This is a genomic window from Sphingomonas sp. CD22 (assembly GCF_034556155.1).
Classification (GTDB): domain Bacteria; phylum Pseudomonadota; class Alphaproteobacteria; order Sphingomonadales; family Sphingomonadaceae; genus Sphingomonas.
On record NZ_JAYDYX010000003.1, the window covers coordinates 428,662 to 442,015 of the forward strand.

A 13,354-nucleotide genomic window follows, 5' to 3' on the forward strand; every position below is an offset into this window, starting at 1 on the left:
CGGTTCCGGTTCGAATCGCGTGCAGCGCGGCCTTTCCATACGCCTGCCTCTCGTAGTAATGAGGACGCTCAGCCCGCTTTAATTGGTAAGTCCGATGCCCAAGCCGACCATCCGCCGCCCTTCGAAGGTCGATCTCGGCAAGGAGAGCGCCACCAACGATCGTCTGTATCAGCGCCTCGCCCGCAAGCTGTTCGACCAGCTCGCCTCGGGCGCGTTCGCGATCGGCGACCGCCTGCCCGCCGAACGCGAACTCGCGATCGAATATGGCGCCAGCCGCCCGGCGGTGCGCGAGGCGCTGATCGCGCTGGAAGTGCAGGGGTTCATCGAAGTCCGCGTCGGCTCGGGCGCCTATGTCTGCCGCCTGCCCGGTCAGGGCGAGGAGCCCGGCTTCGCGATCACCGCGTTCGAACTCACCGAGGTGCGGCTGATGTTCGAGGGCGAGGCGGCGGCACTCGCGGCGTTGCACGTCACCGACGACCAGATCGACCGGCTCGACGCTTTGGTCGCGGCGATGGCGACCGAAAACCTGCTGCCCGAGGTGACCGAGGAGGCGGATCGCGATTTCCACCTGACCATCGCTGCCGCCACCCGCAACGCCGGCGTGCTGCGCACGATCGAGGATCTGTGGCATCTGCGCTCGACCTCGCCCGAATGCGCGTTGCTCCACGCCAAGGCGCGCAATGCCAAGGTGCGCCCGGTGGTCGAGGAACATGCCGCGATCATCGACGCGCTTCGCGCGCGCGACGCCAATGCCGCCCGCACCGCGATGCGTGCGCATCTGTCGGCGGTGATGGATCACCTGCTGTTCCGCACCGAGGAACTCGCGGTCGAGGAGGTGCGCCGCTCGCTCGCCAGCACGCGCCGGCGCTACGGCGCCTTGCCCGCCGCCTGACGCAAAGCGGCAAACCGCACGCTTCTATGTTGTCAGACCAATCATCGCGCTGCTAGTCACCCCAGCCAATCAAGACGGGGATGGCGGCGACGATGATGATGACCCAGACCATGCGGTGGTTTGGCCCGAACGATCCGGTGCCGCTCGCCGCGATCCGGCAGGCCGGCGCGACAGGGGTGGTCACCGCGCTGCACGACATCCCCAACGGCGACGCCTGGCCCGACGATGCGATCGCCGCCCGCAAGCGGATGATCGAGGACGCCGGCCTCGACTGGACGGTGGTCGAGAGCCTGCCCGTCGCCGAGGGGATCAAGACCCGGTCGGCGGACTGGGATCGCCTGATCGAGGCCTATGCGATCAGCCTCCGCCGCCTCGCCGCGCATGGCATTAATGTGGTGACCTACAATTTCATGCCGTTGCTCGACTGGACGCGGACCGATCTCGGCTGGGAATTGCCCGATGGCGCCCGCGCCCTGCGCTTCGAGCTGCACGCGCTCGCCGCCTACGACCTCCATCTCCTGCGTCGACCGGGTGCGGAGGCGGACTATTCCCCCGCGGTCGTCGCCGCGGCGGCGCAGCGCTTCGCCGCGCTGGACGAGGCGGGCCGCCACCGGCTGGAACGGACGATCATCGCCGGCCTGCCGGGCAGTGAGGAGAGCTTCATTTCGGCCGAGCTGCTGCGCCGGATCGGCAGCTATACCGCGATCGACGCCGACCGGTTGCGCGCCAACCACATCGCCTTCCTCGCAGCGGTCTGTCCGATCGCCGAGGCCGAGGGGATCCGGCTCGTCGTCCATCCCGACGATCCGCCATTCCCGATCTTCGGCCTGCCGCGGGTGGTCAGCACCGAAGCGGACGTCACCGCGCTGTTCGCCGCGGTGCCGTCGCCGGCCAACGGCCTGTGCTTCTGCAGCGGTTCGCTCGGCGTGCGCGCTGACAACGATCTACCCGGGATGGTCCGGCGCCTGGGCGAGCGTATTGGCTTTCTCCACCTCCGCTCGGTGCAACGCGAGCCGGATAGCGCGTTCCACGAGGCCGGGCATCTGCGCGGCGACGCCGACATGGCGGGAATCGTCGCCGCGGTGGTCGATCTGCAACAACGGACCGGCCGCGCGCTGCCGATGCGCCCCGACCACGGCCACCAGATGGTCGACGACCTGCACAAAAGTACCAACCCCGGCTATTCGCTGATCGGCCGCCTGCGCGGTCTTGCCGAACTGCGCGGTCTCGAAGCCGGGCTCATCCACGCCCGCGAGGCGGGAAGGGTTTGAGATAAGGGGCTTGTAGGCACAGGCCGTCGAAACCGTCTTGGGGTTCGCCCTGAGTCTCACGGTGTTTCGACAAGCTCGGCACCAACCGGGGAAGAATGCAGAAGAAAGGCTGTGTTCGCGCGGAGGCGCGGAGGCGCGGGGAGGAATCGCGTGGGGCTGCGTGGCCCTGTCATCGCATCGCTGATGGGAGAGCCGCTAGCGCGGCAAGCGCAACACCTCCGCGCCTCCGCGTGAACACTGCTCTTCCCCCCGTTCGGCCGGATCGATATTCGACCAAATTCCTCCCCCGCCAGGGGGAGGTGGCATGCCGCAGGCATGACGGAGGGGGAGGTAAGCGACACGTCTGTTCCGTGTCCTCCCCCTCCGTCACGGCTTCGCCGCGCCACCTCCCCCTGGCGGGGGAGGAATTCGACTGAGCCCTAAATGTCTAATCGGCCTTTGGCGGCGAAGACGGCACGCGCAGTGCGGCGGCCAGCGACGAGGTGGCGCTGCCGCGTCGCGCCGGCTTGGGTTGCGAGGCGTCCGGCGCCCAGCCGGTGAGGAAGACGATCGAGAAGCGCTCCGTGGTCCGCCCGTCCGGTCCTGCCGCCGCCGCGAACGCCGCCGCGGTCCGCGCCAGCGTGCCGCGCGTCATCGCCGAGCGACCGATCAGGATGTTGCTCGCCGCCATGCCCCGCAAATCGTCTAGCAGCCGGCCGAAGCTCGCATAGCGGACGTCGAACGTTTCGATATCGGCGACCGGCAGCGCGAAGCCGGCGCGCATCAGCAGGTCGCCCGCGGACCGCACGTCGATCTGCGGATGCAGCCGCGCCGCCGGCCGCTCGCCCTCCGCGATGCGCAGCGCCGCGCGCAGCGTGGGCAGGCTGCCGCCGCCGAGGAACGCGCCGAGGAACAATCCGTCGGGCCGCAGCACCCGCCGGATCAGCGTCAGCGCGCCGGGCAAATCGTTGACCTGATCGAGCACGCCCGCGCTCAGCACCGCATCGAAACTGCCGTCGGCGAACGGCAGCCGCTCCTCGTCGCCCTGCACGCCGCCGGCGGCCTGCGCGAAGCGGAAGCCGGGATCGACGCGTGCGATCCGCGCGCCGGGAACGACGAGGCTGCGGTCGGGCACGCCGATGTCGAGCACGTCGGTGAATGCGCGCTTCACCGCGTCGAGCCGTTCGAGCAACCCCTCGACCATGACGTCGCGCAGGAAGGCGTGGTCGGGATAGCCGTCGGCGGCGCGGTCGCGGCGCAGGCGGCGGGCAGGGCGGTCGAAGATGGCATTGGCGTTCACCGCCCGGCTTGTGCCTGTTGCGGCGGTGCGCGACAAGCGGGTATGCGGACGATCGGCACGGGCGGGCTGACAGCGATCGCGGCGCGCGGCCGCCGCGCGTTGGCGTTGCTGCTCGGTCCGATCGCCGGCGCGGCGCTGCCGCCGCGCTGCCCCGGCTGCGGGACGCCGGTCGCCGCCGACCACCGTTTCTGCGCGACATGCTGGGGCGGGTTGCGCTGGCTGACCCCGCCGTGGTGCGCCGCATGCAACCGGCCGTTCGCGCATGACCGCGGCGCCGACGCACGCTGCGCCGCCTGCCTCGCCGATCCGCCGCGCCATGCCGGCATCCGCGCCGCCGTCGCTTATGGACCAGTGGCGCGGCGGCTGGCGCTCAAGCTGAAATATGGCGGCCGGATTGGTATCGCCGCGACGATGGCGGAGCGGATGGCGCCGACGCTGCCGCCCGGCATCGACCTGCTCGTGCCGGTGCCGTTGCACCGCTGGCGATTGTGGAGCCGCGGTTTCAATCAGGCGGCGCTGATCGCCGCCGCGGTCCGGCGGCGCACCGGCATCGCGCACGATCCGTTCGCGCTGGTCCGCCGCCGCGCCACGGTGCCGCTGCGCGCGCTCGGTCGCGGTCGTCGGCGGCAGGCGGTCGCCGGCGCGTTCGCGGTGCCCGATCCGGCGCGGGTGGCGGGCCGGACGATCGCGCTGGTCGACGACGTCTATACCAGCGGCGCCACCGCCGCCGCCTGTACGCAGGCGCTGCTGCGCGCCGGGGCCGCCGCGGTGGTGGTGCTGTGCTGGGCACGGGTGGTCGGCTCGGGGGCGGCGGGCGATTGACAAGCCGGTCCTCAGCCCACACCTCAAGCCCATGGCAAAGGTCGAAATCTACACCAAGGCATATTGTCCCTATTGCACGCGCGCGATGGCGTTGCTGGCATCCAAGGGCGTTGCGCCGCAGGAACATGACATCTCGCTCGGCGGGCCGCAGCGGCAGGAGATGATCCAGCGCGCCAACGGCCGCACCACCGTGCCGCAGGTGTTCATCGACGGCACGCATATCGGCGGCTCGGACGATCTCGCCGCGCTCAACGCGCGCGGAGGATTGGACCCGCTGCTCGCCGCATGAGGATCGCGCTGCTGCAGATGACGAGCGGGATCGATCCCGCCGTCAATGCCGCGGACATGCGCCACGGCATCACCGCCGCGGCCGCCAACGGCGCCGGCATGGTGTTCCTGCCCGAGATGGCGGGGCTGATCGATCGCGACCGCGCGCGTGCCGCCGCGTCGATCCACGCCGAGGCCGACGATCCGGTGCTCGCCAGCGTCCGCGAGACCGCCGCGGTCGCCGGCCTGTGGGTGCATGTCGGCTCGCTGGCGGTGCGTCGCGACGATGGCCGCTACGCCAACCGCAGCTTCGTCATCGATGCCGCGGGCGAGATCCGCGCGCGCTACGACAAGCTCCATTTGTTCGACGTCGACCTGCCGACCGGCGAAAGCTGGCGCGAATCCGCGGCGTATGCGCCCGGTGACGCCGCGGTGGTGGTCGATACGCCGGTCGGGCCGATGGGCCTGTCGATCTGCTACGACCTGCGCTTTCCCGCGCTTTATGCCGCGCTCGCCGCGGCGGGCGCGCAGATGCTCGCGATCCCCGCGGCCTTCACCCGCCCGACCGGCGCGGCGCATTGGCATGCGCTGATGCGCGCCCGCGCGATCGAGACCGGCTGTTTCGTCGTTGCCGCGGCGCAGGCCGGTGCGCATGCGGATGGCCGCACCACCTACGGCCATTCGCTGGTTATCGATCCGTGGGGCGACGTGCTGCTCGACATGGGCGAGGCGCGCGGGCTGGGGCTCGCCGAGATCGACCCGGCGCGCGTCGCCGATGTCCGCGCCCGTATCCCGGTGCTCGACCATGCCCGCGCGATCCCGCCGGTCACCCGCGCGTGATCGTCTTCGACCTGCGCTGCGGGCTGGATCACGTCTTCGAGGCGTGGTTCGCGTCGAGCGCGGCCTATGATGCGCAGGCGGCGGCGGGGCTGCTCGCCTGTCCCATGTGCGGCGACACCGCGGTCGCCAAGGCGCTGATGGCGCCGAGCATTCCGGCCAAGGGCAACCGCCGCGCCGATCTGCCGCCGGCCGCGGCGATCAAGGCGGCGCTGCGTGAGATCGCCGCCGACCAGGCCAGGACGCTCGCCACCTCGTCCTGGGTCGGCGGCGACTTCGCGACGCGGGCGCGCGCGATGCACGACGGCGACGAGGTCGTCCGCCCGATCCATGGCCAGGCCAGCCTCGCCGAGGCGAAGGCGCTGGTCGCGGACGGCGTGCCGGTGGCGCCGTTGCTCTGCCCGGTGGTGCCGCCCGAAAAGACCAATTGAGCCGCTGGACCCGCCGGGCGCCGCCCGGTATCAGACGCACAGTGGCCCCGTAGCTCAGCCGGATAGAGCGCCAGATTCCTAATCTGTAGGTCGCGCGTTCGAATCGCGCCGGGGTCACCATTCCCGTCATCGCGTCGATCCCGCCGCGGTGTGACGGCATCGGTCCGGATCGGCCCGGCTTGCATCCGGCCGTCGTGCGGCGCATAGCGCGCCCGCTGGGGTCGCCGGGGGGCGATCGCCCGGACTGCAAAATGCCGGCAACAATCCGCTGCTACGCCGGCAGCCGGATCAGCCACTTGGGGATGAATATGATCAGCCAGACGATCAGCGCGCCGGCGCCGGCCAAGGCCGATTCGCCCGCGCTCGGCGGATCGCGAATCAAGCCGCTCGCCTTCTGGCTCTATGTGCTGGTCGGGGTGGTGATGATCATCGCCTCGGCGATCGCGCTGCCGTTCCTGCCGGCCCGCTCGCGCTGAGCCGGCGCCGCGGCGCACCGCGGCTCATCCCGATCGATCGCTTGTTATTGACGTCGGGAGCATCGCCGGCCGCAAGTGGCGCGATGCTCCCGATCGAAAGTCGTGTGGGGTTCAGGCCTTCACGTGCTGCGAAATGTACTTGTTCATCTCGAACATCGTGCACTTGTCGCGGCCGAACACCTTCTGCAGCTTGTCATCTGCAAGGATTTCGCGCTTGTTCTCAGGGTTCTGCAGGTTGTTGGCCTTGATATATTCCCACACCTTGCTGATCACCTGGCTGCGCGGCAGCTTCTCGTTGCCGACGATCGCGCCCAGCTCCGGGGAGGGCTGAACGGGCGCGTGGATGCCGCCGGTCTTGGTAGTCGTAGCCATCGCATTCCTTCCTGCTCGCACCCGGTCGATCCCGGGTGCTCTAAACGTTACGCTTTCTTCAGCGCGGTCGCCTTGTGCGCTGCCTTTCCCCCGTTGTCACTCTCTACGATATATTGGGGGTCGTCCTTCGATGCGCGGACGGTATGGCCCTTGATCTCGGTGTCGCTCGTCTGCTTCTTCTGGACCGTGCCGTGCGCGGTGCCGCCATGGCTGTTCCAGGTCACGTCGTCGCCCTTCTTGAGGTCCGCCATCGTCTCTCTCCGTTCGTTACGCCCGCAACAGCGCGCGGATGCGGCAAAGGGTTGCACGCGCTGCGGCGGGGCGGTTGGACGCGTTGCCGAAACGAACTTATGGAGGCCGATGCCGCCACCGGCGGCAGGATCAAGGAACGCAGCATGACCGATCAGCACGACGCGCCGGACGAGGGCACCACCGCCGCAACCGGCGACGCGCCGGTCGTCCCCACCGAAGTCGCCGAGGCGATCCGCACGCTGATCCGCTGGGCCGGCGACGATCCCGGCCGCGAAGGGCTGATCGACACGCCGCGCCGCGTCGCCAAGGCGTGGAAGGAATATTGCGCCGGCTATGCCGACGATCCCGCCCGCCATTTGTCGCGCGTGTTCGAGGAGGTCGGCGGCTATGACGAGATCGTCCTGCTCAAGGACATTCCGTTCCAGTCGCATTGCGAACACCATATGGCGCCGATCATCGGCAAGGCGCACATCGCCTATCTGCCGCGCGACCATGTCGTCGGGATCAGCAAGCTCGCCCGCGTGCTGCACGGCTTCGCCCGCCGGTTGCAGGTGCAGGAACGGCTCACCGCCGAGGTCGCCGACTGCATCTGGGACAATCTCAAGCCGCAGGGGGTCGCGGTGGTGATCGAGGCGAGCCACGCCTGCATGACCGCGCGCGGCGTCCGCACGCCGGGCGTGTCGATGGTGACCAGCCGGATGATGGGCGTGTTCCGCGACGACGACCGCAGCCGCAAGGAAGTGCTGGCGCTGATGGGATGCTGACCCGCACCGTCCTCGTCACCGGTGGCGCGAAGCGGCTCGGCGCGGCGATCGCGCGCGCCTGCGCCGCCGCCGGCTGGCGCGTGGTGGTGCATTACGGCGCCTCCGCCGCCGAGGCGCAGGCGCTGGCGGCGGACCTGGGCGGCGCGGCCGTGCACGGCGACCTCGCCGATCCCGCGGGCGCTGCCGCGCTGTTCGCCCGCGCCCGCGACGCCGCCGGGGGGCCGATCGCGGCACTGGTCAACAGCGCCTCGCTCTTCGCCTACGACCGGCCCGAGGCGATCGACCCCGCGCTGGCGGCACGGCTCCACGCGATCAACGCGATGACCCCCGCGATGCTCGCCGCCGCACTCGCCGCGCAGGACGACCTCGCCGACGGCGCGGTGGTCAACCTGCTCGACCAGAAGCTCGCCAATCCCAATCCCGATTTCTTCAGTTACTCGCTCAGCAAATACGCGCTGGCCGGCGCGACCGAGATGCTCGCGCAGGCGCTGGCGCCCAAGGTCCGCGTCAATGCGGTCGCACCGGGCATCACCCTGCCGAGCGGCGACCAGAGCGAGGCGGATTTCGCCGCCGTCGCCGCCGACAATCTGCTGCGCCGCCCGGTCGGCGCGGCGGCGGTCGCCGGGGCGGTGGTCTATCTGCTCGACGCGCGCAGCGTCACCGGCCAGACGCTCTACGTCGATTGCGGCCAGCGTTTCCTGCGCCGCGACGGCGACGTGATGTTCGAGGGACGCGATGGCTGATTATACCACGATCCTCGACGGGCTCGAGGTCGCGATGCGCCTCGGCATCCACCCGCACGAGGCGGCGCCGCAGCGCGTCCGCCTGTCGGTGTGGATGACGGTCGCTTATCCCGCGCCGCCGGGCGCCGACGGCATCGACGAGGTGCTCGACTACGACTTCCTGCGCGACGGCATCCTCGCGATGGCCGCCGGCCCCGGCTTCGCGTTGCAGGAGACGTTGGTCGAGGCGATCGCCACGCTCTGCCTCGCCGACCCGCGCGTCCGCGAGGTCCGTGTCCGCTCGCTCAAGCCCGACGTCTATCCGGACGCCGCAGTCGGCTGCGAGATCGTCCGCACCCGCTGACCCCGCATCTCCCGCCCCCGAAAGGCTCAGCGCCAGACGTCGGCCGCGCTGCTGACGATCGTCTTCGATTCCAGCGCGCCGAGCGCGATCCTGTGCACGACCTCGATCGGCGCGGTGCAGCGATCGCCCACCACCTGCACCCGCAACCCCTCGGCCGCGCGCGACAGCGCGGTGAACACCACGCAATTCTGCGTCATCATGCCACCGACGATCAGCGCGTCGATCCCCGTCAGATGCTGCGCGAGATCGGTATCCTGAAACGCATCGGCATGCTGCTTGACGACGACCGGTGCGTCTCCCGCGGCGGCGAGGATCGCGGGACGGATCTCGGCCCCGGCGCTGCCCCGCACGAACGGCCCGGCGTCGGCCGGCGATTCGTGCCGGACGAGGATCACCCGATCCCCCTGCGCCCGCGCCCGCCCGATCGCCGCAACGATCCTCGCCTCGACCGCCTCCGGCTCCCACAACGGCAGCACGCCGCCGGGAAAATAGTCGTTCTGGATATCGATAACGAGAAACGCGCGGGCCATGTGGTGCTCCGGACCATAGTGATAGGATGTTATGGATGAGTAGAGCCAGATGAGAGATTTTCGGTCGTTGAGTATTCCATGAGATATCAGCAGTGCTCCTGCGAACGCAGGAGCCTAGGAGGCGCGAACGCCATGAGACGTTGTTTTGCTTGGCTCTGGGCTCCTGCGTTCGCAGGAGCATTGCGTTGATTCACCGGTGATCGAGGTCTTTGCAAAGGTCCCGATCGAGTCCTGGCTGATCCAGCGAGCCTCATAGCCAGCCCCATCGTCATCACGATGCGGTGACCGTCGCGCCACGCCGCCGCAGATACCCGGCGCGGATCAGGAACGCTCGCAGCGACTCCGGAAAATCGCGATATCGCGTCTCATGCCCGGGCTTGCAGGCATGTTTCGCCGGAAGGTACGAATCGCAGGATTGCCACACGTCCACGCCATGTTCGTAGTGACGCAGCATCGCCGCCCAAGCCGCCGGGACCTGCCCGGCGCGGGCGGCATCCGCGACATAGGCGGCGCAGGTGCCGTTACGCGACTGCCGGTTTGACAGACATCCCGGCGCCAATCGCTTCATGTCCGCGGCGAATACGCTGCGCAGCGCGGGATCGTCGCTCTCGTCCGCCGGCACGCCCCCAATCACCGCGAAGACCCGCGGCGGCCGCGGGGTGCAGGCGTTGCAGCCGAACGTCGAATCGAACGCGCCATCTTCCAGGATCAGATCGATCCGGCCGTCTCCCGACCGATCGACCGGAAAATCGGCGATCTGCCCTTCGAGACTGCCGCCGCCGCGTCGCACCATGGGTAAGGCGCGATAGCCGTCGCCGACCGGTAGCAGCAATCGTACGGTCAGTTCGCCACCGGAGCCGCCGGACTGGCTCTCGACGATCACGCCGGGACGCGGGTCGCGCCGATCGAAGCGCACGACCGCGATGCGTGCATACTCGCTCTGCGGATCGGTGGCCACCGTGACCGGCCGGATGCCCGGCGCTCGCACCGTCACCGACCCCTGATTGTTGAAGCCGTCCCATCGACATGAGGAATCGCCGACGGGCTTTGCAGGGCAGGGCAGGGGCGCGACGTGCACGGTCACGCCGCCCGATGTGAAGTCGAGCGACTTCTTCTCGAACGACAGCCAATTGCGGAACTGGCCGACCGGCACGTCGGCCGGGCCGGCGCCAAGCAGCAGAGCTGTGAGGATCAGCGGCGTGACGCGCATATCCCGTCGCCCTCAACGCACGCGCGGGGTCTTGGCCCGCGTCTCCGGCACCTTCCGCGGCCGGCAGGTCCGCAGCTTCGGCTGGCAGGCGATGCCGATGTCCGAACACACCGTCTTGCCGTCCTTGGCCGTGCACGCGCGGCAGACCTTCGCCACGTCGGTACAGACCTGCGGCGTGGCGAGCGCCAGTGCGACGATCATCAGCATGATGCGCTTCTCCAGCAGCAAGACCTTCGGACCCGGGCCAGACTAACGCACCGTGCGAGACAAGCAACTACCGCCTGTCCTACATGCCGTGGCGAGGCTAATATCCTCTCCGGCTCCTTCTCATCGGCTTGATGCCGAACGATATATTTTCGGCGCTAGGCAATCCTTGCCGCACCCGGTGCGCGACTCGGTGACGCGAAAGGTGCAGGAATGGAAACGATCGGGGTGGATCGTTTCCATTCAGGTGTCCATGTTGTCCATGTCGTCCGACACCGCGCGCGCCGAGCACGCGCGTGCGGCGCGGTCAGGCGCGGTTGGCGGCGCTCAGCACCGCGCGGACGCTGGCGGTGGCGATGTCGGTATCCATACCGACGCCGAACACGATGCGTCCGTCGGAGGTGCGGCATTCGACATAGGCGGCCGCCTGCGCGTCGGCACCGTGGCCGATCGCATGCTCGCTGTAATCGACCACGTCGAGCGCCGGCCCGGTCTCGCCGAGCGCGGCGATCACGCCCGAGATCAGGCCGTTGCCGCGGCCCAAGATCGACCGCTCCTCGCCGTCGACCGCGACCCGGCCGACGAACAGCCGGTCGCCCGCGCTGCCGCTCTCGTCATAATCGCGCAGCACGAACCGGTCGGTCGGACGCGGCAGATAGGTCGCCTCGAACCGGCCCCAGATGTCGGCGGCGCCGAGTTCGCGGCTGGTCTCGTCGGCGAGCGCCTGGACGTGGCGGCTGAAATCCGCCTGCAAGCGCTTGGGCAGCTTCAGCCCCTTGTCCTGCTCGATCACCCAGGCGACGCCGCCCTTGCCGCTTTGCGAATTGACGCGGATCACCGCCTCGTAGCTGCGGCCGAGATCGGCTGGATCGATCGGCAGATACGGGACCTCCCACAATTCGTCGTTGCGCGCGGCCTGTGCGGCGAACCCCTTCTTGATCGCGTCCTGATGGCTGCCCGAAAAGGCGGTGAACACCAGATCGCCGGCATAGGGCGTGCGCGGATGCACCGGGATATTGGTGCAATAATTGATCGTGTTGACGATGCCGTCGATGTCCGACAGGTCGATGCCCGGCGCCACACCCTGCGTGTACATGTTGAGCGCGACGGTCACGAGGTCGCAATTGCCGGTACGCTCGCCATTGCCGAGCAGGCAGCCCTCGACGCGGTCCGCGCCCGCCATCAGTCCCAATTCCGCCGCGGCGACGCCGGTGCCGCGATCGTTGTGCGTGTGGAGCGAGATCACCACCGCGTCGCGATTGGGGATGTTGCGGCCGAACCATTCGATCTGGTCGGCATAGACGTTGGGCGTCGCGCATTCGACCGTCGCGGGCAGGTTGAAGATGATCGGTCTGTCCGCGGTCGGCTGGAGCACGTCCATCACCGCGGCGCAGACCTCGAGCGAGAAATCGAGCTCGGCGGTCGAGAAGGTCTCGGGGCTGTATTCGAAGCGCCAGTCGGTGTCGGGACGTTTCGCCGCCTCGTCGCGCAGCACCTTGACGCCCTCGATTGCGATCCGCTTCACCTCGTCGCGGGTCATGCCGAACACGATCTTGCGCCACGCCGGCGAGACCGCGTTGTAGAGATGGACGATCGCCTGTTTCGCGCCGTCGAGGCTGGCGAAGCTGGTCTCGATCAGGTCGCGGCGCGACTGGGTGAGCACCTGCACGAACACGTCGTCGGGGATGCGGCCGGACTTCACCAGCCCGCTGATGAAGTCGAACTCGGTGGCGCCCGCCGAGGGGAAGCCGACCTCGATCTCCTTGAGGCCGACCTTGACGAGCAGGTCGAACAAGCGCGTCTTCTTCTCGGCGTCCATCGGGTCGATGAGCGCCTGGTTGCCGTCGCGCAGGTCGGTGGACAGCCAGCGCGGCGCGCGGGTGATGACGCGCGACGGCCATTGCCGGTCGGGCAGGTCGATGGTCGGGAAGGCACGGTATTTGGTCGAAGGATCGCGGAGCATGACTGGTCCCGTCTGGAGGCCGCGGACCATCGGGTCGCACGCGGCAGGGTGGCGCTGAAGCGTTATCCGGCCCTTAGGGAAGCGTGCACGAGCAACCGCCGCCCTAAGGGCGGATAAGTCGCAGAAGAAGGGCGGTGCGGTCCATATCGGAGCGGGTCATGGCCGAGGCGGTTCGGCTTGTCCACCCGTCGCATCGCCGTCGATCGGCGTTGACGCTGCGTTAAGCCTCTCCGGGGTAGCCCGGGATGAGACGGCGAGACCTCTCATTAACATATGTTTTGAAGGGCTTAGGATGCGTCAGCTCGTCTATATCAGCAGCGTGCGAAAACCGGCGGATGTCGATCCTGCGACGATCCTTGCGCAGTCGCGCCGCAACAACGCGCGGGCGCGGGTGACGGGCCTGCTGTTCTTCGACGGCAAGCGCTTCCTTCAGGCGCTGGAGGGCGACGAGGCGACGGTCGACGCCACGTTCGCGCGCATCCAGGCGGACGCCCGGCATCATGCCCTGGTCGTGCTGTCGAACCGGCGTATCGAGGAACGCGAGTTCGGCGAATGGGCGATGGCCTATCAGGCGCCGGGCGAGGACGGCGGCAATCCGCTGGAACGGATCGGCAAGCTCACCGCGAACGCCGACCCGGCGGTGCGGGCGACGTTCGCGGGTTTCGCCAAGGTGCGACGCGCGGCCTGACCGGTCGCGC

Annotated in this window: 18 protein-coding genes and 1 tRNA gene; 12 read left to right on the top strand and 7 right to left on the bottom strand. The window is 69.1% G+C overall.

All coding sequences use genetic code 11. The features are described 5' to 3' along the window. The first annotated feature begins 94 nt into the window (after positions 1–94). Both SFC76_RS08285 and uxuA read left to right on the top strand, forming a co-directional pair. A complete protein-coding gene (locus SFC76_RS08285) occupies positions 95–892 on the top strand; it encodes a FadR/GntR family transcriptional regulator (protein WP_322848998.1) in 798 nt (265 codons plus the stop codon). 92 nt (positions 893–984) lie between these two features. Continuing rightward, complete coding sequence (gene uxuA / locus SFC76_RS08290; protein ID WP_322848999.1) at positions 985–2,163, top strand: mannonate dehydratase; 1,179 nt, start codon at positions 985–987, stop codon at positions 2,161–2,163. Positions 2,164–2,590: 427 nt separating this feature from the next. Here the strand turns inward: uxuA and SFC76_RS08295 are convergent, their stop codons facing one another. Further along, the gene (locus SFC76_RS08295) at positions 2,591–3,442 is read right to left on the bottom strand and encodes a class I SAM-dependent methyltransferase (RefSeq protein WP_322849000.1); all 852 of its coding nucleotides are present in this window, start codon (positions 3,440–3,442) and stop codon (positions 2,591–2,593) included. A 42-nt stretch (positions 3,443–3,484) separates the two neighbouring features. Between SFC76_RS08295 and SFC76_RS08300 the strand changes: the two genes are divergently transcribed. The 6 genes from SFC76_RS08300 to SFC76_RS08325 all read left to right on the top strand — a co-directional run bounded on the left by SFC76_RS08300 (position 3,485) and on the right by SFC76_RS08325 (position 6,275). Continuing rightward, on the top strand, positions 3,485–4,264 hold the full coding sequence (locus SFC76_RS08300; protein ID WP_322849001.1) for a ComF family protein: 780 nt from the start codon (positions 3,485–3,487) through the stop codon (positions 4,262–4,264). A gap of 31 nt (positions 4,265–4,295) precedes the next feature. Continuing rightward, the gene (grxC, locus tag SFC76_RS08305) at positions 4,296–4,553 is read left to right on the top strand and encodes a glutaredoxin 3 (RefSeq protein WP_322849002.1); all 258 of its coding nucleotides are present in this window, start codon (positions 4,296–4,298) and stop codon (positions 4,551–4,553) included. Next, on the top strand, positions 4,550–5,371 hold the full coding sequence (locus tag SFC76_RS08310; RefSeq protein WP_322849003.1) for a carbon-nitrogen hydrolase family protein: 822 nt from the start codon (positions 4,550–4,552) through the stop codon (positions 5,369–5,371). Before grxC ends, SFC76_RS08310 begins: the two co-directional genes overlap by 4 nt. Further along, positions 5,368–5,799, top strand: a complete 432-nt coding sequence (locus tag SFC76_RS08315) for a DUF1178 family protein (protein ID WP_322849004.1) — start codon at positions 5,368–5,370, stop codon at positions 5,797–5,799. The genes SFC76_RS08310 and SFC76_RS08315 overlap by 4 nt, the downstream gene beginning before the upstream one ends. Positions 5,800–5,842: 43 nt before the next feature. Next, positions 5,843–5,919 (top strand) — tRNA-Arg (locus SFC76_RS08320). A gap of 131 nt (positions 5,920–6,050) precedes the next feature. Continuing rightward, positions 6,051–6,275: a hypothetical protein gene (locus tag SFC76_RS08325; protein WP_322849005.1), complete on the top strand. Its 225-nt coding sequence runs from the start codon at positions 6,051–6,053 to the stop codon at positions 6,273–6,275. 111 nt (positions 6,276–6,386) lie between these two features. Here SFC76_RS08325 and SFC76_RS08330 read toward each other — a convergent pair whose 3' ends face one another. Both SFC76_RS08330 and SFC76_RS08335 read right to left on the bottom strand, forming a co-directional pair. After that, a complete protein-coding gene (locus SFC76_RS08330; protein ID WP_322849006.1) occupies positions 6,387–6,647 on the bottom strand; it encodes an SWIB/MDM2 domain-containing protein in 261 nt (86 codons plus the stop codon). Positions 6,648–6,694: 47 nt separating this feature from the next. Continuing rightward, a complete protein-coding gene (locus SFC76_RS08335) occupies positions 6,695–6,898 on the bottom strand; it encodes a DUF2945 domain-containing protein (RefSeq protein WP_322849007.1) in 204 nt (67 codons plus the stop codon). 144 nt (positions 6,899–7,042) lie between these two features. Here SFC76_RS08335 and folE point away from each other — a divergent pair, with 144 nt between their 5' ends. From folE to SFC76_RS08350, 3 genes are read left to right on the top strand one after another with little or no spacing between them, the layout of a single operon-like run. Then, the gene (folE, locus tag SFC76_RS08340) at positions 7,043–7,663 is read left to right on the top strand and encodes a GTP cyclohydrolase I FolE (RefSeq protein WP_322849008.1); all 621 of its coding nucleotides are present in this window, start codon (positions 7,043–7,045) and stop codon (positions 7,661–7,663) included. Then, positions 7,657–8,406 (top strand): SDR family oxidoreductase, encoded by a 750-nt coding sequence (locus tag SFC76_RS08345; RefSeq protein WP_322849009.1) that lies wholly within the window; start codon positions 7,657–7,659, stop codon positions 8,404–8,406. Before folE ends, SFC76_RS08345 begins: the two co-directional genes overlap by 7 nt. Then, on the top strand, positions 8,399–8,749 hold the full coding sequence (locus tag SFC76_RS08350; protein WP_322849010.1) for a dihydroneopterin aldolase: 351 nt from the start codon (positions 8,399–8,401) through the stop codon (positions 8,747–8,749). The genes SFC76_RS08345 and SFC76_RS08350 overlap by 8 nt, the downstream gene beginning before the upstream one ends. A 26-nt stretch (positions 8,750–8,775) precedes the next feature. Here the strand turns inward: SFC76_RS08350 and SFC76_RS08355 are convergent, their stop codons facing one another. The 4 genes from SFC76_RS08355 to leuA all read right to left on the bottom strand — a co-directional run bounded on the left by SFC76_RS08355 (position 8,776) and on the right by leuA (position 12,656). After that, positions 8,776–9,279 carry an isochorismatase family protein gene (locus SFC76_RS08355; RefSeq protein WP_322849011.1) on the bottom strand — a complete coding sequence of 168 codons (504 nt, stop codon included), beginning with the start codon at positions 9,277–9,279 and terminating at the stop codon, positions 8,776–8,778. Positions 9,280–9,550: 271 nt separating this feature from the next. Beyond that, the gene (locus tag SFC76_RS08360) at positions 9,551–10,489 is read right to left on the bottom strand and encodes a hypothetical protein (RefSeq protein WP_322849012.1); all 939 of its coding nucleotides are present in this window, start codon (positions 10,487–10,489) and stop codon (positions 9,551–9,553) included. A gap of 12 nt (positions 10,490–10,501) precedes the next feature. Next, complete coding sequence (locus tag SFC76_RS08365; protein WP_322849013.1) at positions 10,502–10,696, bottom strand: hypothetical protein; 195 nt, start codon at positions 10,694–10,696, stop codon at positions 10,502–10,504. A gap of 304 nt (positions 10,697–11,000) precedes the next feature. Next, on the bottom strand, positions 11,001–12,656 hold the full coding sequence (leuA, locus tag SFC76_RS08370) for a 2-isopropylmalate synthase (protein ID WP_322849014.1): 1,656 nt from the start codon (positions 12,654–12,656) through the stop codon (positions 11,001–11,003). Positions 12,657–12,948: 292 nt separating this feature from the next. Between leuA and SFC76_RS08375 the strand changes: the two genes are divergently transcribed. Next, positions 12,949–13,344, top strand: a complete 396-nt coding sequence (locus SFC76_RS08375) for a BLUF domain-containing protein (protein WP_322849015.1) — start codon at positions 12,949–12,951, stop codon at positions 13,342–13,344. The last annotated feature ends 10 nt before the right edge of the window (positions 13,345–13,354 follow it).